Consider the following 21561-nt stretch of genomic DNA (forward strand, 5'->3'; position numbering starts at 1 on the left):
TGATCGCGATTGATATGTCCAGAATGCTACCCGGGCAGCATTCGCTGCATGACGCGGTCCCGATAGACGAAGACATGCGCGAGCGCGGCCGCGATGTGAATGCCGATCGTGACGAGCAGCGCCCATTCCATTGCTTGGTGGAGGCCGTCGATGGTGCGGCCGGCGGCTTCGTTGTCGGAGCCGAGCATCGGCAGGTGCACGAGGTAGAAGTACGAAACCGACCATCCGCGGTAGGACGCGAACAGCCACCCCGAGATCGTGGTCCCACCAGCACATACAGCAGCCAGTGCACGGCCTCGGAGCTCAGGCGCTGCCAGGCCGGGAGCGAGTTCTCCGGCGCGATCGGATGGGTCAGCCGCCAGACCAGACGCAGCGCAGTCAGCACAAGGATCGTGATCCCGAACGAGATGTGAAACGTCATCCCGGCGCCGGGCGCCATGCTGTGGTGAAGGTCCGGCATCAGCCAGCCGATCGGGTATTGCACGGCAAGCAGAGCCACAATGACCCAGTGAAAGATCTTGGCGGGCGTACCGTATTGCAGTCGTGTGGTCATGGTGTGGGCCGCCCTTGAGATCGCGTTTGATCAGGGTTGGAAGCTTCGCGTGGCGGCGTGGGTGAACGGATTGACCGGCCCGCTGCTCATCCGCGTGTTGCCGTCCGATTTCTGCCCCGGCACCGGAAAAGCGTAGCCGATGATGGTCTTGACCACGAACCGGTCAGACGCCGGCGTCAACCCGTAGCCGACGCCGAAGTTCACATCGAACACGCCGGCCTTGAAGTCGGTGACGGCGAAGAGCGTGTGCTGCTGGTCGGGGAGCTTGTCGAAACTCCCGATCTTGCCGAAATCGGCATAATATTCGAAGCCGGCGAACACATCGTTGCCGAAGTTGCGGGCCAGCCGGGCGGCAGGCGCGAAATCGGCCTCGCCCTTGCTGCCGAAGCCGATATCGACGATCGGGTTCACGATGAACTCATATTGCGAATTGCGCACGCCGATGATCGGGCGGATCTCCAGTCCCCATCGGGTCTGCGCGAATTTGGGCATTTCGTAGCTCAGCTCGAAATTCACGCCGTAGAACAAATCCCGGTGCTCCGCGTGTGGCGAGACGAACAGCGTGCGCAGCTTGAAAGCGTCGGACAGGAATTGCCGGTCCTGCACGGCGAAGGGCAGATAGAGCCCGAGCTCCCACCAGTCGGTCATGCCATAGGCAAACTCCGGCGTGCCGTTGAGGCTATGGTTGGAGGGGAAGCCGCCTGGGAACGGCGGGTCCTTCTGTCCGAGCGCGACATAATTGAGGTGCTGCTGGATCGTGAACTGGCCGACATCGGCGATGCCGGCATTGTAGACCTGGATTTCGTCTGTGGCGCGCGCGGCATTCGGCGCAAGAAGGCTCATTGCGCCGGCCAGGGTTGCGACCGCCGTGTATGAACGTTGCCGCTTCATCGCCGCCGCCTAGGCCGCCCCGATCAATATGCCCACCGCCAGCACGATCGCGCCGCCGAGCACGATCTGGAACACGGCCTGGAGGAACGGCGTGTCCATGTAGCGCGCGCGGATGAAGGCGATCGCCCACAATTCGAAGAACACGACGATGCCGGCGATGGCGGTCGCGATCCAGAATGCGTTGGCCCAGCTGTCGGGCACGAGATAGGGCATGGTGTGGCCGAGCCCGCCGAGCGTCGTCATCGCGCCGCAGGTGATGCCGCGCAGCCAGGGCGAGCCCCGGCCCGTCAGCGAGCCGTCGTCGGACAGCGCTTCCGCAAAACCCATGCTGATGCCGGCGCCGATCGAGGCGGCAAGTCCCACCAGAAAGGTCTGCCAGTTCTGGTGTGTGGCGAAGGCGGCCGCGAACAGCGGCGCCAGCGTCGAGACCGAGCCGTCCATCAGGCCGGCGAGGCCCGGCTGCACATATTGCAGCACGAACATCCGCCGCCGCGTGCGGTCTTCTTCCGCGCGCACGTCGGGCTTGAGGATCTCGTCGGTGAGCGCGACCGCGCGGTTCTCGTGGTGCTTCTCCTCTTCAGCAAGGTCGCCGAGCAGGCGGCGCACGCCGACATCCTCGGCCTGCTCGGCGGCGCGCGCGTAGAAGCGCTCGGCCTCGAGCTCCATGGTCTCGACTTCCCTGCGGATCGTGTCGAGCGGCAGGTTTTTGGTCAGCCAGATCGGGCGCCGGCGCAGAAAGCCTTTGACGTCCTCGCGGCGGATCGGCGGCAGGTGCTGGCCGAACCGCTCCTCGTAGAGCTTCAGCAGACGATGCCGGTGGCCGCGTTCCTCCTCGGCCATCTCCTCGAAGATCTTGGCCGTATCCGGATAGCGCTCGCGGAGGTCCTCGGCGAAGCTCATGTAGATGCGGCTGTCCTCCTCCTCGGAGGCAATCGCGACCGCAAGCACCTCGCGCTCGGTCAAATCGGCAAAATTCTTCACGTGTGGCCCTGTTTTCAGTATTTAGAACAATTCTAAAGTAGCTATAGAGTGCAATTCGTTCAGGGTCAATTCACGCACGAGCCGCGAATTTCGCCGGGCATGAGGTCGCGGGAACCGTCTGTCATCGGGCTCGTTCGAGTCATCATGTCAGGAGCAGGCGAGGGGCAGACGTGGCCAAGGTCAAATACCGGTTGAACGATCCGCGGCTGGCGCCACGACGCACCAGGCTTGAAATTCCTGGATGGGCCGGGCATCGCGAGCCGCGCGCCGATGGCTCGCACGAGCAAGTGTGGCACTGCGTGCCGTTCTCCGAGGGCGCGCAATACGGCATCGAGCTGTTTTATCCCTACGATTTCGAACTGCACGTCACGACCAGGGATGGCCGGCTCGTCCTGGACGCCGACTGGGGCGACCCGCCGGAAGGCGGCGCCGCCTGGCCGCCGTTTCGGAGCTTTGGCGAGAATTTCTACACCTATCAGATACTGCTCGATCTCAAGGTCGAGAAAGGCATGGCGATCCGCACCGAGCCGCATCCGCGGTTCTACACCGATCGCAGCGATACCGTTCCGGTCGCCGTTCCGGCCCTGATCCGCAACTGGTGGCCGATGATGTTCTTTTGCGTCTTCAAGGCACCTGCCGAGGGACGGACGCACATCTTCAGGCCGAACGAGCCGTTCGCGCAGGTGATCGTGATCCCCGAGGAGGCATCGTTCGAACTCGAGCCCATGGACGAGGAGGAGTCCGCCGAGCGAGAGCTGCAAGCGCGGCGGATCTATAACAGTCGGCCGAAGCTTGCGGCCGGCACCGAATGGATCTCATCGACGGATACTGTATTCGACGGCACCTATCGGCACCTGCATCGCGCTGCGAAGGAAAAGAGCCGCAACGGCTAGAGCATGATCCGGAAAAGTGCGAAGCGGCTTTTCGGCAAGATCACGCTCAATACCAGCCAAGCTCCAAAAGCAAACAGGACCCGAAGGGTCCTGTTCACGAGCCCGGTCATCGCGCGAGTTCAATAATCCCGGCGATAGAAGCTGTGATGGTGATGGTGATGATGGTGGTGGTGATAGTACGGCCGATACCGTGGCACCACCACGACGGGCGCATCATCATAGTAGCGATAGCGGCGGTAGAAGCTGTGATGATGATGGTGGTGATGGTGGTGATGATAGTAGAATAGCGCGAGTTGAACGTTCTCGCTCGCCTTGACCGGGGCCGATTCGTCGATCGCCTGCAGCAAGGCTCCGGCGTTCGGAATTGGCTCCAGCAGGTCGGCATATGAATTGGCCTGCAAGACATCGGCTGGAGCAGGCGTGGAGCTGAGTGTGCCCAACGCGGCAACCGCTCCCAATAGTCCAACGATCTTCTTGTCCATGAATCTTCTCCAGTCGGTCGCCCGGACGCAAAGCCGGTATTTCGGAACGTCCGATATTGCCGAATGTTCCCTGAACCGGGCATTAATGCGCTATGGCGAGATCATGGCCGCGCGCCTCAAGCGGCAGCTTGTCGGCCGGCGTTCTCAAGAAATTCCAGCAGCAGCCGGCTGACCTCGGCGGGCTGCTCCTGCTGGACCCAATGGCCGGCGCCATCGACCAGATGGCAATCGAGCATCCTGGTGCAGCCGCGCCCCTGCATCGCCTCGAACACGCCGGGGCGTTGATAAGTGCCCCAATCCTGCTTGCCCGAGATGAAGCACGAGGGTACATCGATGCTGCGGCCCGAGAACAGCTGCATCTCGTTGTTGAGCATGCCCGTCGTGCCGTAGCGATACCATTGCAGACCGCCCTGGAATCCGGTGCGGCCATATTCGGCGCTGTAATAGGCGAGGTCGCTGTCCGGCAGCCATCCATTGGCGGCGATCGCGGCCGGCGAGGGCATCTCCTTCGCGACCGTCTCGGCCATGGTCTCACCGAGGTCCATCACGTAATAGGTCGGCAGCTTTGCGAGCTCGCCTGCAGACCACGATTTCAGCGGATAGGGCTTGTTGTCGATCCAATCCGCGCTCTTGTGATGATAATAGGCGCGCAGGAAATCATGCACGCCCTGCGGCGCGTGCTGGAGGTCGGCGTTCGCGGCGCGCGTCGCATAGTACCACTGATAATGGATGCGCGGGCGCGGCAGTGCGGCGAGTTCGCGATGCACGGGATCTTCGACCGCAGGCTTGGCGGGACTATCGATCGTGTCGAAGGGTAATTGCGGTGCTCCGCCGAACGGCGCGCTCATCAACGTCACCGAACGAAACACATCAGGCCGGATCAGCGCGCACCACGCCGCGACCGGGCTGCCGAAATCGTGCCCGGCCAGATCGACGTGGCTATAGCCGAACGCCGACACCAGTCCGAGCGCATCGCGCACGAGGTTGAGCAGCGAGAACGGGGTGAGATCGCCGTCGTAATCCGCGGTCCAGCCGGTGGTGCGGCCATAGCCGCGCTGATCGGGGGCGAGCACGTGATAGCCGGCAGCCGCGAGCGCCGGCATCACCTTGCGCCAGGAGAACGCGAGCTCGGGAAAGCCGTGCAGCAGCAGGATGCAGGGACGGCCCTTGGTCTCGAAACCCGCCTCCAGCACGTGCATGCGCAGGCCGTTGATGCCGTCGGCATAACGCGAGCGGATGCCGGCGGGCAACGGGATGTCGGGGAGTGTTGTCATTACTTTCTCCACACGGGCAGTATCGTAGGGTGGGCAAAGCGGAGCGTGCCCACCATAAGGAGTGGTGGGCACGGCGCGCGAAGCGCGCGCCTTTGCCCACCCTACGGCATCTCGCTAAACAGCTTCACACACGAACGCGTTGCCCTTGCGCTTGATCTTCCCCACCGACGGTGACGGGAAATGCGCGGTGCAGCACAGCGTGTCGGTGTCGCAATAGCGCTCCAGAAAACTGCGGCGCGTCGTGGCCGCCTTGGCCGGATCGACGTCGAACTTGATCGACAGCTCCGGATAGAGCGTCTGCAACGGCGAGTGCATGAGGTCGCCGGAGAACACCGCGTCGTCCTTGCCGCGTCCCATCGCGACGGCGATATGGCCGGGCGTGTGGCCCGGCGTCGGCACGATGCGGACGTGATCGCCAATCTGGTGATCGTTGCCGACCAGCTCGTGCCGCTTGGCCTCGACCACCGGCAGCACGCTGTCGGCAAAAGGCGGAATCTCCGCCTTCGCGTTCTCCGCGAACCAGTGGTCGTATTCCTGCTTGGCGAACACATAGCGCGCCTTGGGGAAGGTCGGCACCCACCGGCCGTTCTCCAGCCGTGTGTTCCAGCCGACGTGGTCGACATGCAGATGCGTGCACATCACGAAGTCGATGTCGCCGACCGAGAACCCGGAGGCGTTGAGGCCGCTCAGATAGGTGTCGTCGGTCTTCATGTTCCATTTCGGACGATTGGGACGCGGCTTGTCGTTACCAATGCAGCTGTCGATCAAAATGGTGTGGTGCGGCGTCTTCACCACGTAGGACTGGAAGGCCAGGATCAACACGTCCTGGTCATCCAGCGCCTTGGCCTCGCGCATCCATGCCCGGTTCTCGGCGAGTACCTCAGCCGGGAGTCCGGGCAGCATCTCCAGCGCCGGCACGAACGAGGTTTCCTGCTCGATGATGCGATGGATGGTAAGGTCGCCGACGGAGTATTTCAGACTCATGCTCGCTTCCCTCGTGATGTGATCAGTGCGCGTCGCGCACGGACGGAATGACGATGTTTGAGAGGATGTCCATCGCGGCCAGGCCTTCCTTGGGCTGGCCGTATTGCGCGGCGGTGGTCATCATGACGAGATCGAGCTCGGGCACGATGAAGAGGCGTTGCCCGCCCCAGCCGAAGGCGCCAACCCATTTGATTTCCTTGCCGCCGGCGAGCGAGCGGCCCATCCACCACTGATAGCCGTAGAACATCGTGCCGCCGAAATAGCCGACGGCCTGGAACCGTGGCGTGATCGATTGCGCGATCCAGTCGGCCGGGACGATTTCCCGGCCGTTCCACTGGCCGCGATCGAGCACGAGCTGGCCGATCTTCGCGGCATCCCGCGGCCGCAAGCGCAGGCCCGCGGCCGCTGCGATCTTGCCGTTCTTGTAGGGCTTCCATTCGACATCGGTGATTCCGAGCGGCTGGAACAGCACCTCGCGCGCAAATGCCTCAAGCGGTTTGCCCGAGACGCGTTCGAGGATGTTGCCGAGCAGCTCTGTGCTGCCACCACTATAGGTCCACAGCGTATCGGGTGGTGCCGCAACCGGTCGCGACAACACATAGCCAAGCGGATCCGGCTCGACGACGAGCTGCGGCTCGTCGTTCTTCGGATCAGTCCAGGCTCGCGCTTCGTCCCATTTGAAGCCGGAGGACATCGTCAGCAGATGGCGCAGCGTGATGGCGTCCCATCCCGGCTGCTTCACTGCTGCGTAGTCGGCGAAGAATTTCAGAACCGGCTCATCGGTGCCTGCGATGAGCTTGCGGTCGATTGCGATTCCAACCAGCAGCGACGTCACGCTCTTGCTTGCCGAGCGCATGTCGTGCTTGGTCGTTGCGCTGAATTCGTACTGGCCGTCCGGCTGTCCCCAGGGTTGGTCATAGCCGGGAAAATATTGCTCGAAGACGAGCTTGCCATGCCTGACGACGACGACCGAATGAACAGCGGTTGCCCGCTGCTCGAGCCGCGCGGCGACGTTGCAAAGCTGCGCGCCGTCAATGCCGACCCTGTCGGGAGATGCGATCTCCCAGCCATCGTCAATCGACGACGGCGATCCGCAGGCGTGATCGGCTTGTCCAGGCGGCATGTTCTCGGCCCGTAGATCAGTGGCTGAGATGGAAAGCGCGAGCACGAGGCTCGCACTGAGAATTGTGAGACGGGAGAAGCGATCGCGCATCATCATTCTCCCGGCACTATTCTTGTTATGCGGCTGGCGGCACCGAGATCTTCACCGACGGCCGCTCCAGCATCTTCTGATGGAAGGCGTCGAGCTTCGGATAGGCCTTGCGCCAGCCGCAATCGGCGAAGCGGAAGTCGGCATAGCCGAGCACGCAAACGAGACCGATCTGCGAAATGTCGAACGGACCGTTCAGGACATCAGGCATGTTCTCGAAGCGCGCCATGCCGGTCCAGGCCCGGTTCCAGTGATCGTCCGACCACGCCTGCCATTGCAGGCCCTGAGGCCGCACCATCTTCTCGTAGCGGCACAGCAGCATGGAATCGAGCATGCCGTTGATCAGCGAGTGATTGGTCTTGGTCTTCCAGCGCTGCGGACCGTAGTCCGGGATCAGGCTGCCGCCGGCCATCTCGTTGAGATATTCGACGATGACGTAGGAATCCAGAATGACGTCGCCGTCATCAGTGATCAGCACCGGCAGCTTCTTCAGCGGCGTGATGCGCGAATAGTCCTCGTTGGCCTGGCCGGGCGCGACGGTTGCCGGCGTGAATTCGATCTTGTCGATCAACCCAAGCTCGATCGCGGCAATGCGCACCTTGCGGGCGAAGGGCGAGGCTGGGGAGAAGGAGAGTTTCATGGGGGAGCGTCCTACGGGGTGACCGGCAATTGGTTTTCGTCATTGCGAGGAGCGAAGCGACGAAGCAATGTCTCCGTAGGACGATCTCTGGATTGCTTCGCTTCGCTCGCAATGACGGGGAGAGGACCGCGGCTTACGCCGCAATGATCTCCTGGCGCTGCTCGCCGAGGCCTTCGATACCGAGCGTGATGACGTCGCCGACATTGAGGAAGGTCGGCGGTTTCATGCCGAGGCCGACGCCGGGCGGGGTGCCGGTGGTGATGATGTCGCCTGGCAGCAGCGTCATGAACTGCGAGACATAGGAGATGCACTTGGCCATCGAGAAGATCATGGTCTTGGTCGAGCCGGTCTGGCGGCGCTGACCGTTGACGTCGAGCCACATCGACAGGTTCTGCACGTCCTTGATCTCGTCCTTGGTCGCAAGCCACGGCCCGACCGGGCCAAAGGTGTCATGCGATTTGCCCTTGGTCCACTGGCCCAGGCGCTCGGTCTGGAAGTTGCGCTCGGAGACGTCGTTGCAGACGCAATAGCCGGCGACGTGGTTCAGCGCGTCGGCTTCCGAGATGTATTTTGCCTGGGTGCCGATGATCGCGGCGATCTCGACTTCCCAGTCGAGCTTGGTCGAGCCGCGCGGCTTCTCGACCTTGTCGTTCGGGCCGGACAGCGAGGTGTTGGCCTTCATGAAGATGATCGGCTCGGTCGGAATCGCGGCGCCGGTCTCCTTGGCGTGGTCGCTGTAGTTGAGGCCGATCGCGACGAATTTCGAGATGCCGGTGACGGGCGCGCCGAACCGCGGCTTGCCGGAGACGGCGGGCAGCGACGCCGGGTCGATAGCGGCGAGCTTCTTCAGCGACTCCGGTGAATAGGCCTCGCCGGTGAAATCCTTCACATGCGCCGACAGGTCGCGCAACTGGCCGGATTTGTCGATCAGGCCGGGCTTTTCCGCACCCTTTTCGCCGTAACGAACAAGCTTCATTCTCGTTTCTCCCTTGGGATGGACTGATCGGTTAAATAGCTTCATGGAACAGCGCGGCGGGAAATTCAACCGCTCAAAAGCGGGCGCATTGCAGCCCCGTCGATTCGGTGGGCGGGCTGTCGGTCTCGTGCCCCGGACGCTGCGCAGCACGAAGTGATGCGCTGCAGAGCCGGGGCCCACGCTGCGGCATTCTGGGTCCCGGCTCTGCGGAGCAGCGTTGCACGCTGCACCGCGTCCGGGACACGGGATCACCCCAGCGCCTCGAACCTGAACGCATCCCCCTCGCGCCGGATATGCCCGGCCGAGAAATGCCCGCCGATCACCAGCGTCTTCGTATCGGCAAACCGGCCGAACAGCGCGGCCCGCGTTGCGGCTGATTGTTTCTGGTCGAAATCCGCCGTCGAGGACCAGCCGAGATGCGCCATCTGGCAGGGGTGATGGGCGACGTCGCCGGCGAGTAACCCATGTTCGCCCTCGGACCGGATCAGGACGCTCATGTGGCCGGCACTGTGGCCGGGGGTCGGGATCATGCTGATCTCGTCGCTGAGCCGGTGGTCGCTCGGGATCAGATCGGCCCGATCGGCGTCGACGATCGGCTTCACGGAATCGTTGAACACGGCCTGCTTGTCCGGCGCGGACGAATGGTCGCGCCAATGCTCGTATTCGGTGCGGCCGAACAGGTAACGCGCCTTGGGAAATGTCGGCACCCATTTGCCGTCGACCAGCTTCGTATTCCAGCCGACATGGTCGACGTGAAGATGCGTGCACAGCACGGTGTCGATGCTGTCGGGCTCGAAGCCCGCCGCTGCCATCATCTCGAGAAACGGCGTGTTGCGGTTATTCCAGACCGGGACGCTGCGGCCCTGCTTGTCATTGCCGAGCCCGGTATCGACCACGATCCGACGCGACGGTGTCTCCAGCACCAGCGAATGGATCGACATTTTCAGCCGGCCTCCTTCGGTGGCGAAATGCGGGATCAGCCAGGGCAGCTTCTGGATCTCGTCGTTGCTGGCCAGGGGCAGGATGAAGCGGGTCGAGCCGACCGTCTCCAATTCCACGATCCTGGTGATTTTGATCTGGCCGACCTTCCACTGCATCGGGCGCGCCCTCATTTTCTTGCTTTCGCGAAAGATGCGGTCTTCCGCCGCCGAACGCAATGGATCATCTGTCGTGATGTTGCGTTATCCGGGGAGACTGGAACCAGCCTAATGACGAGGAGGGGGAGCCCATGCCAGAGCTTGCGATTTCCGCCGACAAGGTCGCCTTCATCATCGAGAAGGCGCGCGAATTCGACGTCAAGGAGGCGGCGTCCGATCCGGATTCCGGTTCGAATGCTGCCGATGACGACGAGATTGACGTGCTCGAGGACACGCCGTCCGATCCGGTTGCAGCCGAGCTCGCCGGCTTCATCCGGGCGCTGAACGAGGACGAGCAGCTCGATCTGGTCACGCTGATGTGGCTCGGCCGCGGCGATGGTGATTTGGACGAATGGGACGATCTGCGCGAGCGCGCCGTGGAAGCGCGCAGCGAGTACAAGGCGCCCCGGCGCGAGACGGTGCAATATCTGCTGGGCGAGCCGATGCTCGGCGATCTCTTGGCCGACGGCATGGATGAGCTCGGCATCGACTGGAGCGACGAGCGGACCACGCCGGTCTCGTAGTTCCTAGCGGGCGCAGTCGACGATCACGGTGCCGAGCTTGTCGCCCTTCTCGACGGCGAGATGGGCCTGCGCCGTATCCGACAGCGCGAACTGCGCCGCGACGTTGTGAATGCGCGGCCCCGCCGCCAGCCATTTCGAAATGTCGGCCTGCGCCGCCGCGAGCAGCGCCGGCGGCAGCGCGAACAGCACCAGCGCGCGTAGCGCGATGCACTTTTCCATCAACTCGCGCATCGGCAAATTTGGCGTGCGGTTGCCGTTGGTGGCATAAACCGCGATGGTCGAATTCATCGCCATCAGCTTTAGCGTCGTCGCAATGTTGCCGCCGAAATCGACATCGACGACGCGGTCGACGCCGCGCCCGCCGATGAAGGCCATCGCTTTCGCGACGACGTCCTCATCCCTGTAGTTGATCACGAGATCGGCGCCCGCGCGCCGCGCCTGTTCGCCCTTCATCGCCGAGCTGACGGTGGCGATCACCTGCGCGCCGCCCCATTTTGCCAGCTGCACCGCATAGTGCCCGACTGCACCGGCGCCGCCGGTGACAAGCACGGTCTTGCCGACGATCGGCCCGTCCGCAAACAGGCTGCACCATGCCGTCATCGCGGGGATTCCGAGCGTTGCGCCTTCGGCGAAGGAAACACTATCCGGCAGCGGCGTCACCAGTTGCTCGGCGAGTGCGATATATTCCGCCGCCGTGCCGAACGCGCGGCCGTTGCGCTGGCCGTTGAACAGCCAGACCCGGTCGCCAATTTTGAACCGCGACACGCCGTCGCCGATCTGATCGACGAATCCCGCGCCGTCACTGTTCGGAATCACGCGCTCGTAGTCCATCGCGCGATAGGAGCCGCCACGCCGGCCGACATCGGCCGGGTTGACGCCGGAGGCTTCCAGGCGAATGCGAACTTCGCCTGGGCCCGCGACCGGCGTCGCCATCTCACCATAGGTGAGAACGTCGACGGCCGGCCCCGTCTGCTCGTACCAGACCGCTCTCACAGCGTGCCGGGGAAGGCGCCGCCGTCGAGCAAAATGTTCTGGCCCGTGATGAAACCGGCCTTGGCGCCGCACAGGAAGGCGCAGGCATAACCGAACTCGTCAGGCTGGCCGAAGCGGCCGGCCGGGTTGAGTTTGGCGCGCTCGGCCAGGATCTGCTCGGGTGTGGTGCCGCGCTTGTCGGCTTCGGCCTTCGCAGTGCCGGTCAGGCGGTCGGTCTCGAACGGGCCCGGCAACAGGCCGTTGATGGTGACATTGTTGATCACGGTCTTGCGCGACAGGCCGGCGATGAAGCCGGTGAGGCCGGCGCGCGCGCCGTTGGAGAGGCCGAGAATGTCGATCGGTGCCTTCACGGCGGCCGAGGTGATGTTGACGATGCGGCCGAACTTGCGCGCCATCATGCCGTCCACCGTCGACTTGATCAGCTCGATCGGCGTGAGCATGTTGGCGTCGATCGCCTTGATCCAGTCGTCGCGGGTCCAGTTGCGGAAATCGCCGGGCGGCGGGCCGCCGGCATTGTTGATGAGAATGTCCGGCTCGGGGCAGGCCTTGAGCACGGCTTCGCGGCCCGCAGGCGTGGTGATGTCGCCGACGATCTCGGTGACCTTCACGCTCGGATAGGCCTTCCGGATCTCGTCGGCCGTCTTCTTCAGGGCTTCCGCGCCGCGCGCGGTCAGCGTGACGTCAACGCCGGCTTCGGCCAGCGAGATAGCGCACGCGCGCCCGAGGCCCTTGCTGGATGCGCAGACGATGGCGCGGCGACCTTTGATCCCAAGATCCACAGTTTCACTCCCGTAATGTCAGGCAGGTTTTTGGACGGACGGCACTCTAGCCAACTGTTATGCCGCTGATAAGGGATAGAGCCGCGTCAAAATGCATGGCGCGGGCTGCGGCGATGCAATTGCGGACTAGATGCGCCGCTCCTGCTTGAGCCGGTCGATCGCGGCGGCGGCCTCCGGCGGCAGCGTCTTGAAGCCCATCTGTCCGACCGCCGAGAACAGCGGCCGCAGCTGCGAGCCGGCGAGGAAGGGCGGCTGGCGGTTGGCCGGCACGATCTGGTCGAACACCAGCACCAGCGTGGTGGCGACGAGCCCGACCCTGATGGCGCCGAGCGCGGCGCCGCCGAGCCGGTCGCCGATGCCGGCGTCGCGGATCGTGTCGTCCAGCACGAAGCGGCCGATATATCCGAGCAACATGCCGACGACCAAAAAGATGCCGAAGAACCAGATCCAGTTCTGGACCAGCGGCGCGTTCGGATTGGCCGTGATTTGCGGCACGACGATCGGCATCAACGAAACCGCAATGGGCGCCGCGAGGAGATAGGCGAGAATGGTCATGGCGCTGCGCAGCAGGCCGGTCTTGAAGCCGAAGCCGATCGCGATGGCGAGTGCCGCATAGACCGCGAGATCGAAGCTATTCATGAGCGAAACCCTTGCCGTGGAACGAATGAACGCCGAACCGATCGTTCCGGTTTCAGATCGCTAAAATCGTCTGTATTTTTTCGCTCCGAAGGCTGAGGGGGCGTCTATTCTTGGCTTATTCGAGGTGTGTGAAGAAACCATCTCAGGCGTCGTCCCGGCGAACGCCGGGACCCATACCGCGTGATCTATCGATGAAGCGCAGGTGATAATACCGCGCAACGACCAGCCTTCGCCAAACTGCTCCCTGTGGTTAGGGGTCCCGGCGTTCGCCGGGACGACAGTGGAGTGCTACGCTACCGCACCTCCGCCCTGATCATATCCGCCGCCTTCTCCCCGATCATGATGGTCGGCGCATTGGTGTTGCCGCCGATCAGCGTCGGCATGATCGAGGCATCGACGATGCGCAAGGCTTCCACGCCGTGCACCTTCAGCTCCGGATCGACCACGGCCATCGCGTCGGTGCCCATCTTGCAGGTGCCGACGGGATGATAGACCGTGTCGACGCGATTGCGCAGGATGGCGCGGATGTCGTCGTCGGTGCGCACGTCGGACGTGAACATGTCCTTCTTCTGCAACGCGCGCAGCGCAGGCGTCTCCATCAGCCGTCGCGTGGTCTTGAAGCCGGCGACCATGGCCTCGAGATCCTCTGCTTCCCCCAGGAAGTTCGGGTCGATCATGGGTGCGGCGAGCGGATCGGCGCTTTTCAGCCAGACGCTGCCGCGGCTCTTCGGCCTGAGCAGGCAGACGTGGCACGAGAAGCCTGCCTCCTTGTGCTTCTTGCGGCCGTGGTCGTCGAGCATCGCGATGACGAAGTGGAGCTGGATGTCTGATACCTCGAGATCCGGCCGGGTCTTCAGAAAGCCGCCGCATTCGGCGAAATTGGTGGTCATCAGGCCGCGCCGCTCCTTGCGGTAGCGCTGGATGGCGCGGAGCAGGGATGGCAGCCGACCGAGCGAGGAGTGAACGAAGTGCGGATAATCGGAGGCATAGACGAACACGAAATCCGGATGGTCCTGCAGATTGCGCCCGACGCCCGGCAAATCATGCACGACGCCGATGCCGTGCGCGCGAAGCGCCTCGCCATCGCCGATGCCCGACAGCATCAGCAGTTGCGGTGACTGGAAGGCGCCGCCGGCGAGGATCACCTCGCGGCGGGCGCGCAGCTGTTTCTTCTCTTTCCCCTGCACATATTCGATACCGACCGCGCGCCCGCCCTCGAACAGGATTTTCGTGGCATGCGCCCCCGTCTCGACGCGCAGATTCGCGCGCTTGTCGATGTGCGGCTGCAGATAGGCGCGCGCCGCGCTCCAGCGCTCGCCCTTGTGCTGCGTCACCTGGTAGCTGCCGAGCCCTTCGTGGTCCTCTTCATTGAAGTCCTCGCGGATGCGGAACTGCGCCTCGCGCGCGGCCTGATGGAAGATGTCATGGACCGGATTGTCCGAGCGCAGCCGGTTGACATGCAACGGTCCGCCCTTGCCGTGATATTCGCCGTCGAAATCGGAATTGTTCTCCGAGCGCTTGAAGTAGGGCAGCACGTCCGCATACGACCAGCCGGCATTGCCGAGCGCGGCCCAGTGGTCGTAGTCCCATTTGTGGCCGCGGATGTAGACCATGGCGTTGATTGCCGAGGAACCGCCGAGGCCCTTGCCGCGCGGTTGATAGCCGATGCGGCCGTTCAATCCCTTCTGCGGCACGGTGTCGAAGGCCCAGTTGGCCGCAGCGTAGGGCAGCGCGAGCCCGAACGGCGTGGTGATCCGCCAGCTGTCGTTGTTGCCGCCGGCATCGAGCAGCGCCACGGATGTCGCCGCGTCCTCCGACAGCCGCCCCGCCACCGCACAACCGCCGGAGCCCGCGCCCACCACGATGAAATCGAATGTGTCAGTCACTGATGTTTCCCCCATTTGTATTTTTGTCGTCATTCCGGGGCGCGCGAAGCGCGAGCCCGGAATCCATTTCGCCACACGCCATGCGGATGAATGGATTCCGGGCTCGATGCTACGCATCGCCCCGGAATGACGGATAGCTACGACATGAACCGCATCATCTTCTCCAGCCGCGCGATCTTGCCGCCATAGGGCGGATAGAGATCGGCGAGGCGGTTGAATTTGGAGCGATAGAATACCGGCTTCAGCTTGCTGAACGTCCTGAACCCCCATTCGCCGTGATAGGCGCCGGTGCCGGAGGCGCCGACGCCGCCCATCGGCTGGTTGGTTTGCGCGAAATGAAACAGGCAGTCGTTGATGGTGACGCCGCCGGAGATTGTGCGCGCCAGCACCTCGTCGCGCGCGTCGCGATCCCTGCCGAACCAGTACAGCGCCAGCGGCCGGTCGCGGCGGTTGATGAAGGCGATCGCATCAGTCGGATCGCGAATGCCGAGCACCGGCAGCACGGGGCCAAAGATCTCCTCCTGCATCGCCGCCATGTCTTCGGTCGCACCGACGATCAGCGTCGGCGGAAATTTGCGGTGCGCCTTCCAGTTCGGATCATCCGCCTTCGCCGGTTGCAGGATCTTTGCGCCACGCTGCGCGGCATCCGCGACCAGCGCTTCAAGCCGCGTATAATGACGGTCGGAGATAACAGAGGTGTAATCCTTGTTGGCGGGATCGGTGCCGAACATGCGCCGCATCTGCGCGCGCACCTTCTCGGTGAACGCCTGCAATGAGCCCTCAGGCACCAGCACATAATCCGGTGCGATGCAGGTCTGCCCGGCATTGAGCAGTTTTCCGTAGGCGATACGCTCCGCCGCCTCGTCGAGATCGGCAGAGGCATCGATGATCGCCGGCGACTTGCCGCCGAGCTCGAGCGTGACCGGCGTGAGATTGCGCCCCGCCGCTTCCGCGACCAGCCGCCCGACCCGGGTCGAGCCGGTGAACACGAGGTGATCGAACGGCAGGCTGGCAAATCCCTTTGCGATCTCGTCCTCGACCCCGGTGACGAGCATCTCCGTCGCATCGAACCTCTCGGCGACCGTCTCCTTCAGCAGCGCAGAGAAATGCGGCACGAGCTCGCTCGGCTTGATGATGACACGGTTGCCGGCGGCGATGGCACCGATCGCGGGCGCGAGCGTCAGCTGCAGCGGATAATTCCAGGGCGCGATGATGCCGACGACACCGAGCGGCTGCGGGATCAGCCGGTTGCGCGCGGGGAGGAATTGCAGCGCCGTCGCAACGCGCTGCGGCGCCATCCAGCTTTTCACATGTTTGGTCGCATGCCGGATCTCGGAGAACACCAGCATCGTCTCGGCGATATTGGTCTCGACCGCCGAGCGGTGGCCGAAATCGGCCGAGATCGCCTGCCGGAAACGCTCTTCATTGTCGGCGACGACGGCGCGCAGGCGCGCCAGCCGGTCGAGCCGCGCGGCGCAATCGGGCGCCGGCTCGGCCCGCGACCGCGCGACCATGGCCTGGAAGCTGTCCGTCAGCGCGGCCAGCGGGGCGCTCGCCAGGGGGCGATCCAAGGTATTGTTCAAGGCGGTCCTCCCCAAATCGGCGTTTCGCCTCTGTTTTGTTGCCGCAAGCTGGCGGTTTGTGGAACTTCTGGCAAGTGTGTGGCAAACGGGGCTGAATCCGCGCCCATCACCTGTCATAAAGTCGAAAAAAACGTCCCCCAGCCCTTTCCAAAGGCAGTCCGGGTTGGTACATACCCCTCGCACCCGACGGGCTTTGCCCCGGGGTTGCCTTCCAGGGAAGCCTTCGGGACGGGAGAAGCAAGCCACGCGAACAGCGCCGGCCCTGATCCACCGTCCCCGGTATTTAAGCGAAGGCAAAGCAACGGTTTAACGCGGGGTGGAGCAGCCCGGTAGCTCGTCAGGCTCATAACCTGAAGGTCATAGGTTCAAATCCTATCCCCGCAACCAAATTCGGACTTCATCGGTTCCGATACGAAAATGGCCCGCTTGATGCGGGCCATTTTTGTTTTGAGGTCTGCGCGCGGGCCGCCTCAGTCGCCCCGTCCCTCGACCAAACCGGCTTTCTCAGATGTCACCGCAACAGCTATACCATCGCTGTTGTCGCCGCCGTCGCGTCTTCGCCGCCCTACCTTCCATGAAGTGAGCTATCCGATGACCGAGGTCGAGCTTGTCAACGTGTTCACGCACATGGGGCGGGGCGGCAACCCCTGTCCGATTGTCATCGATGCATCGAACCTTCCCGCTGCGGCGATGCAGTCGGTGGCTCGGCATTTTCGGCATGAGTCGGGCTTCGTCCTGCCGTCACCGGGACTCGACTCTGACTATGTCTTCCGGTTCTGGGTTCCGCGACACGAGATGGAGATGTGCGGTCACGCGACGATCGGCGCGCTTTGGGTGCTCGCGACCAAGGGGCGCTTGCCCGCTGAACAGGTCCGCATCGAGACGCGCAGTGGATCGGTGACGGGCTATGTCGATCGTGCGGGCTCGGGCGATCCGTCCGTCGAGATCAGCCAGCCGGTCGGCAAGGTCGCTGATCTCTCGCGTGCCGACGAGGAGGATGTTCTGTCGACGCTCAAGCTCTCGCGCCGCGATCTGCTCGACCTGCCCATCCAGAACGCCGTCACCTCGCGCGTCAAGACGCTCATCCCGATGAAGGGCGTCGGCGAGCTCAACGCGCTGGTGCCGGATCCGTCGCCGATCGAGGCGTGCTGTGAGCGGATCGGATCGACCGGGCTTTACCCCTACGCCATCGAACATCAGGGCGAACGGCGTTTCGAGGCGCGGCAGTTTCCGAAATCGTCGGGCTACCCGGAAGATGCCGCCACCGGCATCGCCGCCGCGGCGCTGGCGTTCGGACTGCTCAGGAACGGCCTTGTCGCGCGCAATAGCGAGCGGATCACTGTCATGCAGGGGCGGGCCATGGATGCCTTGTCCGAAATCCGCGTGCGCCTCGGCTTTGCCGGCGAGAGGCCTGTCGGCTGTCTTCTTGGAGGCTCCGTGACGCTCGTGGAGTCACACGTCTTGCAACTTGAGGACGCGAGGCCCGCGGCTGAATCATGACAGCGCGCCAGCCTTGAGCCTTCAGCCTTCAAACCTGAGCCTTCAGCGCGGTGGCGAGAAAATCGATCGTGGCGCGAACGCCGGGCAGCATGCCGCGCCGGGACGGAAACACCAGATGGATGATGCCGTCCTTGGCGCTCCAGTCCGGCAGAATGCGGACCAGCAGTCCATCGCGGAGCGCATCCTGACATTGAATTTCGGGCAGCAGGGCCACGCCGATCCCGGCTTGGGCCGCCTGGATGAGAATGGCAAAGTCACCGGCCGAGACTTTCGGCTCGACCGCGATCGAGGCCTTTTGCCCGCGGGGACCTGAAAGCTCCCATGTGCGCGGGCCCGGCGTTTCCGTTGCATCGAGCAGCGGCAGCCGCGAAAGGTCGGTCGCCTCCTTGGGCGCTCCATGTTCGCTGAGGAGGGCGGCGTTCGCGACCAGGATCCTCCGGCTGATCCCGATCTTGCGCATTTGCATCTCGCTGTCGGTATCAAGGCTTTCCCGGATGCGAATGGCGACGTCGACCTGCTCTTCGATCAGGTTGATGGGCCGGTTGGTGATGAGGAACTGGGTCCTGAGGCGCGGATACTGCGCGAAAAGCTCGGGCAGTCGTGGCGCAAGCGCGCGCTGGACGCCAACGGGGCAACCGATGCGGACGAGGCCTTGAGGCTCGGATTTCATCCGCAAGGCGACTTCATCGACGGCGTCTGCGGCGTCGACCACGGTTTGCGCGTACCGATAAACGTCCCGCCCCACCGCCGTGATGCTCAGGCGGCGCGTCGAGCGCTCGATCAGGCGAACGCCCAACTGCTCCTCCAGCAGCGCGACGTGGCGGCTGATCCTGGACTTCGGCAAGCCAAGTGCGCGGGCCGCTGCCGAAAACCCCTCATGCTTGACCACAGCCGCGAAGAAGTAGAGATCGTTGAAGTCCCGCATGAAGGGCGCCGCCGGATCGATTCCTCCCGCGTTCGGCGGGATCAGGGGATTCATCCGCATCATAATTCCTCCCGGCTTTCAACGCCGAATCGCTGCTGTCGACCGGAAAGCGGGTCGAAAGCCATCCAATGGAAATCCCGGTGATCGGTCGCATCCGCGTCTCCGCCTGAAATCCATGGCCATGACACCTGCGGCAAGAATCGCCCCAAGGATCGCCCCAGGGATCGCCCTAAGCATCGCCCCAAGGATCTGTCCAAGTCGCGCTTCAGAGCTCATCGTCCACGCAGGTCTTCGGCGTGGCGATGTCGCCGTCGTCGCCGTCGTCGTCCCGCGGCACCGGTGTCAGACAGGCGTGCTGGAAGCTCCGCAGCGTTGCGATCAGCCTGATTTTCAACATGTCGAACATGATCCGTCTCCTTCGATGAGCCGGTTATAGAGACGCTTGATCCGCCGCATTAGCCGGCGCGGGTCGGACGGAGCGTTCCATTGGCTGAACGACGTTGGGCAGGGCCCCCGATAGCCGGCGATCGTTCACCAGATGGAACGATCCGTCTGAAATTGACCGACTAATCGCCAGACCGGTTCAGGCCGATAACAGGGGGGAAGCGAACGCAGGGTTCGCGACCGGCCGAGGCCAAGGCCTCAGTCAAGGCTTTCAAAGTCAAGGCTTGGCTCGCCGAAATTCAATCATCCGAGCAAGGATCACGATCATGAGCTACACCCGTTATCTTCCCTTCGCCGGCCGTCTTCTGATCGGCCTCCCGTTTGCCATGAGCGGCCTCGGCAAGCTGGGCGCCTATGCGGGGACCACGGCCCTCATCGCCTCGGCCGGGCTGCCGCTTCCGCCGCTTGCTTTTGCCGTGGCTGTCGCCGTCGAGCTGGGCGGTGGCGTGCTGCTGATCGCCGGCTACCAGGCCCGCGCCGTGGGGCTTGCGCTCGCCGTGTTCTCGATCGCGACCGCCGTTGCGTTTCACAGCAACTTCGCCGATCAGAACCAGATGATTCACTTCCTGAAGAACGTGATGATGGCGGGCGGATTGCTCCAGATCGCGGCCTTCGGCGCCGGTGCTCTCAGCCTCGACAACCGCGCGAAGGGCACGGCGTCTTACGCCGGGGCAACTGTCACCGGCTGAGCCAAGCTGACCGGTCTTGGTAAGTAAATGGCCCGCCCAGAGCGGGCCATTTTGTGTTGGCCAATCTCCGACCAAGAGCAGACGAATGCCCTCAGTCCGGAAAGCTCAGGATCATTTTCAGCAGTTTCGGGAACCGCGCATTGATGTCCTCCTCGCGCAAAACGTTGCGGTGCTGGACGCCTTGCTTCGACGTCCGGATCAGGCCGGCTTCGCGCAGGATCCGAAAATGGTTCGAGAGAGTCGACTTCGCCATCTCAGGGCAGGGCGCCGCCTCGGTGCACGACATGCAATCGTTTTGCGCGGCCAGGCTCTTGACGATGCGCAGCCGCATCGGATCCGCGAGAGCTCCCAGCACTCCCGCCAGTGTAATCTCGTCTCGCGCTGGGTGAACGAACTGCACCATGCTCAAAATATAGCACCTCCCTTGAACTCATTCAATAGTTCACTAGTATTGAACTATTGAATTTCGGCGGTCCCGCCGGATCATGGAGAAACTGCGATGACCAAGAGACTCGAAGGAAAAGTTGCGCTCGTGACCGGCGCATCCAAAGGCATCGGCGCCGAAATCGCCGCTCGGCTCGCGGCTGAGGGTGCGGCGGTCGCCGTCAACTACAGCAGCAGCAAGCAGGCGGCCGACCGCGTGGTCGCCGCCATTGTCGAGAAGGGCGGCAAGGCCGTCGCCGTCCACGGCAACCTCGCCGACGCCAAGGACGTAAAAGGCGTGGTCGCGGAGACCGTGAAGGCGTTCGGTGCGATCGACATCCTCGTCAACAACGCGGGCATCTACGAGTTCGCCCCGCTGGAGGCCATCACGCCTGAGCATTTCCACAAGCATTTCGACCTCAATGTGCTTGGCCTGCTGCTGATCTCGGGTGAAGCGGCGAAGCACTTCAACGCCAATGGCGGAAGTATCATCAACATCAGCTCCGGCGCATCGACGATCGCTTCGGCGAACACCGCCGTCTACACCGCGACGAAGGCATCGGTGGATGCGATCTCCGCCGTTCTGGCGAAAGAGCTCGCGCCGCGCAAGATTCGCGTCAACGCGGTGAATCCGGGCATGATCGCCACCGAGGGCGTGGTGTCCGCCGGCCTGCACGAGGGCGACATGCGCAAGTGGATCGAATCTGTCACCCCGCTCGGCCGGATCGGCAAGGCTGAGGAGATCGCTGCCGCGGTGGCTTTCTTCGCATCGGACGATGCGTCCTACGTCACGGGCGAGACGCTTCACGTCACGGGCGGCCTTCGCTGACGAGCCGCGTGCTCGGGGCGGGCCGACGGTGTTGAGGGCCGTCGTCTCGGCACTGTCGGTGGTAGTGTATCCCCGCAACGAAGTTCGGACTTTACCGTTTCCGGTAAGAAGATGGCTCGCATCGCGCGGGCCATCTTTTTGGCTGGGAAGTCTGGCCATAACCGGAGGCACTCGGTCCCACGTCCCGCCTATCAGCGCGCTATGTTGACGCTCCTGCGGGTGCCCTTTCAGCCGGTCTCGTCATCGGCGAGTTGTCTTCGCTTCGCTCCGACCGATACGCCACTTTGGGAGGGCGGCCCGTTGGCCGGCGGCGTCGGGGGTTAGCGC

22 protein-coding genes, 1 tRNA gene and 1 pseudogene are annotated in these 21561 nt (G+C 63.6%); 6 read left to right on the forward strand and 18 right to left on the reverse strand.

What is annotated here, in order from left to right:
• Positions 1–26 precede the first annotated feature (26 nt).
• The 3 genes and pseudogenes from V1280_RS33285 to mbfA form a co-directional block, all read right to left on the reverse strand.
• Positions 27–553: pseudogene (locus V1280_RS33285) on the reverse strand (cytochrome b).
• Positions 554–583: 30 nt separating this feature from the next.
• Complete coding sequence (locus V1280_RS33290; RefSeq protein ID WP_334534582.1) at positions 584–1444, reverse strand: hypothetical protein; 861 nt, start codon at positions 1442–1444, stop codon at positions 584–586.
• 9 nt (positions 1445–1453) lie between these two features.
• On the reverse strand, positions 1454–2425 hold the full coding sequence (gene mbfA, locus V1280_RS33295; RefSeq protein WP_334534583.1) for an iron exporter MbfA: 972 nt from the start codon (positions 2423–2425) through the stop codon (positions 1454–1456).
• Between the two features lie 170 nt (positions 2426–2595).
• On the opposite strand from mbfA, the gene V1280_RS33300 reads away from it, so the two are divergent.
• Positions 2596–3318, forward strand: coding sequence for a hypothetical protein (locus V1280_RS33300; RefSeq protein ID WP_334534585.1), 723 nt, complete (start codon positions 2596–2598; stop codon positions 3316–3318).
• 119 nt (positions 3319–3437) lie between these two features.
• Here the strand turns inward: V1280_RS33300 and V1280_RS33305 are convergent, their stop codons facing one another.
• The 7 genes from V1280_RS33305 to V1280_RS33335 all read right to left on the reverse strand — a co-directional run bounded on the left by V1280_RS33305 (position 3438) and on the right by V1280_RS33335 (position 9981).
• Entirely contained in the window at positions 3438–3800 is a 363-nt protein-coding gene (locus tag V1280_RS33305) for a hypothetical protein (protein WP_334534587.1), read from the reverse strand.
• A gap of 116 nt (positions 3801–3916) precedes the next feature.
• Positions 3917–5074 (reverse strand): alpha/beta hydrolase, encoded by a 1158-nt coding sequence (locus V1280_RS33310; protein ID WP_334534589.1) that lies wholly within the window; start codon positions 5072–5074, stop codon positions 3917–3919.
• A 114-nt stretch (positions 5075–5188) separates the two neighbouring features.
• Positions 5189–6058 (reverse strand): MBL fold metallo-hydrolase, encoded by an 870-nt coding sequence (locus V1280_RS33315; protein ID WP_334534591.1) that lies wholly within the window; start codon positions 6056–6058, stop codon positions 5189–5191.
• Between the two features lie 22 nt (positions 6059–6080).
• On the reverse strand, positions 6081–7271 hold the full coding sequence (locus tag V1280_RS33320) for a serine hydrolase domain-containing protein (protein ID WP_334534593.1): 1191 nt from the start codon (positions 7269–7271) through the stop codon (positions 6081–6083).
• A gap of 25 nt (positions 7272–7296) precedes the next feature.
• Entirely contained in the window at positions 7297–7908 is a 612-nt protein-coding gene (locus V1280_RS33325; RefSeq protein ID WP_334534595.1) for a glutathione S-transferase family protein, read from the reverse strand.
• Positions 7909–8041: 133 nt separating this feature from the next.
• Positions 8042–8884, reverse strand: coding sequence for a fumarylacetoacetate hydrolase family protein (locus tag V1280_RS33330; protein WP_334534597.1), 843 nt, complete (start codon positions 8882–8884; stop codon positions 8042–8044).
• A 248-nt stretch (positions 8885–9132) separates the two neighbouring features.
• Entirely contained in the window at positions 9133–9981 is an 849-nt protein-coding gene (locus tag V1280_RS33335; RefSeq protein ID WP_334534599.1) for an MBL fold metallo-hydrolase, read from the reverse strand.
• Positions 9982–10112: 131 nt separating this feature from the next.
• Here V1280_RS33335 and V1280_RS33340 point away from each other — a divergent pair, with 131 nt between their 5' ends.
• Positions 10113–10544 carry a DUF3775 domain-containing protein gene (locus V1280_RS33340; protein ID WP_334534601.1) on the forward strand — a complete coding sequence of 144 codons (432 nt, stop codon included), beginning with the start codon at positions 10113–10115 and terminating at the stop codon, positions 10542–10544.
• Between the two features lie 3 nt (positions 10545–10547).
• Here the strand turns inward: V1280_RS33340 and V1280_RS33345 are convergent, their stop codons facing one another.
• The 5 genes from V1280_RS33345 to V1280_RS33365 all read right to left on the reverse strand — a co-directional run bounded on the left by V1280_RS33345 (position 10548) and on the right by V1280_RS33365 (position 16355).
• Complete coding sequence (locus tag V1280_RS33345; protein WP_334534603.1) at positions 10548–11537, reverse strand: NADPH:quinone reductase; 990 nt, start codon at positions 11535–11537, stop codon at positions 10548–10550.
• Positions 11534–12316 carry an SDR family oxidoreductase gene (locus tag V1280_RS33350; RefSeq protein WP_334534605.1) on the reverse strand — a complete coding sequence of 261 codons (783 nt, stop codon included), beginning with the start codon at positions 12314–12316 and terminating at the stop codon, positions 11534–11536. The genes V1280_RS33345 and V1280_RS33350 overlap by 4 nt, the downstream gene beginning before the upstream one ends.
• Positions 12317–12442: 126 nt before the next feature.
• Positions 12443–12955 (reverse strand): CvpA family protein, encoded by a 513-nt coding sequence (locus tag V1280_RS33355; RefSeq protein ID WP_334534607.1) that lies wholly within the window; start codon positions 12953–12955, stop codon positions 12443–12445.
• 293 nt (positions 12956–13248) lie between these two features.
• On the reverse strand, positions 13249–14841 hold the full coding sequence (locus tag V1280_RS33360; RefSeq protein ID WP_334534609.1) for a GMC family oxidoreductase: 1593 nt from the start codon (positions 14839–14841) through the stop codon (positions 13249–13251).
• Positions 14842–14978: 137 nt separating this feature from the next.
• The gene (locus tag V1280_RS33365) at positions 14979–16355 is read right to left on the reverse strand and encodes a coniferyl aldehyde dehydrogenase (protein ID WP_442895259.1); all 1377 of its coding nucleotides are present in this window, start codon (positions 16353–16355) and stop codon (positions 14979–14981) included.
• Positions 16356–16734: 379 nt separating this feature from the next.
• Here V1280_RS33365 and V1280_RS33370 point away from each other — a divergent pair.
• Positions 16735–16811 (forward strand) — tRNA-Met (locus V1280_RS33370).
• Between the two features lie 204 nt (positions 16812–17015).
• Positions 17016–17924: a PhzF family phenazine biosynthesis protein gene (locus V1280_RS33375; RefSeq protein WP_334534613.1), complete on the forward strand. Its 909-nt coding sequence runs from the start codon at positions 17016–17018 to the stop codon at positions 17922–17924.
• Positions 17925–17952: 28 nt separating this feature from the next.
• On the opposite strand, the gene V1280_RS33380 is transcribed toward V1280_RS33375, so the two are convergent.
• Together V1280_RS33380 and V1280_RS33385 are read right to left on the reverse strand one after the other, a co-directional pair.
• Entirely contained in the window at positions 17953–18912 is a 960-nt protein-coding gene (locus V1280_RS33380) for a LysR family transcriptional regulator (RefSeq protein ID WP_334534615.1), read from the reverse strand.
• A 202-nt stretch (positions 18913–19114) separates the two neighbouring features.
• Positions 19115–19255: a hypothetical protein gene (locus V1280_RS33385; RefSeq protein ID WP_334534617.1), complete on the reverse strand. Its 141-nt coding sequence runs from the start codon at positions 19253–19255 to the stop codon at positions 19115–19117.
• Between the two features lie 304 nt (positions 19256–19559).
• Here V1280_RS33385 and V1280_RS33390 point away from each other — a divergent pair, with 304 nt between their 5' ends.
• Complete coding sequence (locus tag V1280_RS33390; RefSeq protein WP_334534619.1) at positions 19560–19982, forward strand: DoxX family protein; 423 nt, start codon at positions 19560–19562, stop codon at positions 19980–19982.
• A 91-nt stretch (positions 19983–20073) separates the two neighbouring features.
• Here the strand turns inward: V1280_RS33390 and V1280_RS33395 are convergent, their stop codons facing one another.
• Positions 20074–20385 (reverse strand): ArsR/SmtB family transcription factor, encoded by a 312-nt coding sequence (locus V1280_RS33395; RefSeq protein ID WP_334538479.1) that lies wholly within the window; start codon positions 20383–20385, stop codon positions 20074–20076.
• A gap of 96 nt (positions 20386–20481) precedes the next feature.
• On the opposite strand from V1280_RS33395, the gene V1280_RS33400 reads away from it, so the two are divergent.
• A complete protein-coding gene (locus tag V1280_RS33400; RefSeq protein WP_334534621.1) occupies positions 20482–21234 on the forward strand; it encodes an SDR family NAD(P)-dependent oxidoreductase in 753 nt (250 codons plus the stop codon).
• Positions 21235–21561: the final 327 nt, after the last annotated feature.

Origin of the sequence: Bradyrhizobium sp. AZCC 2230 (assembly GCF_036924495.1) — a bacterium.
Taxonomy (GTDB): Bacteria; Pseudomonadota; Alphaproteobacteria; order Rhizobiales; family Xanthobacteraceae; genus Bradyrhizobium; species Bradyrhizobium rifense.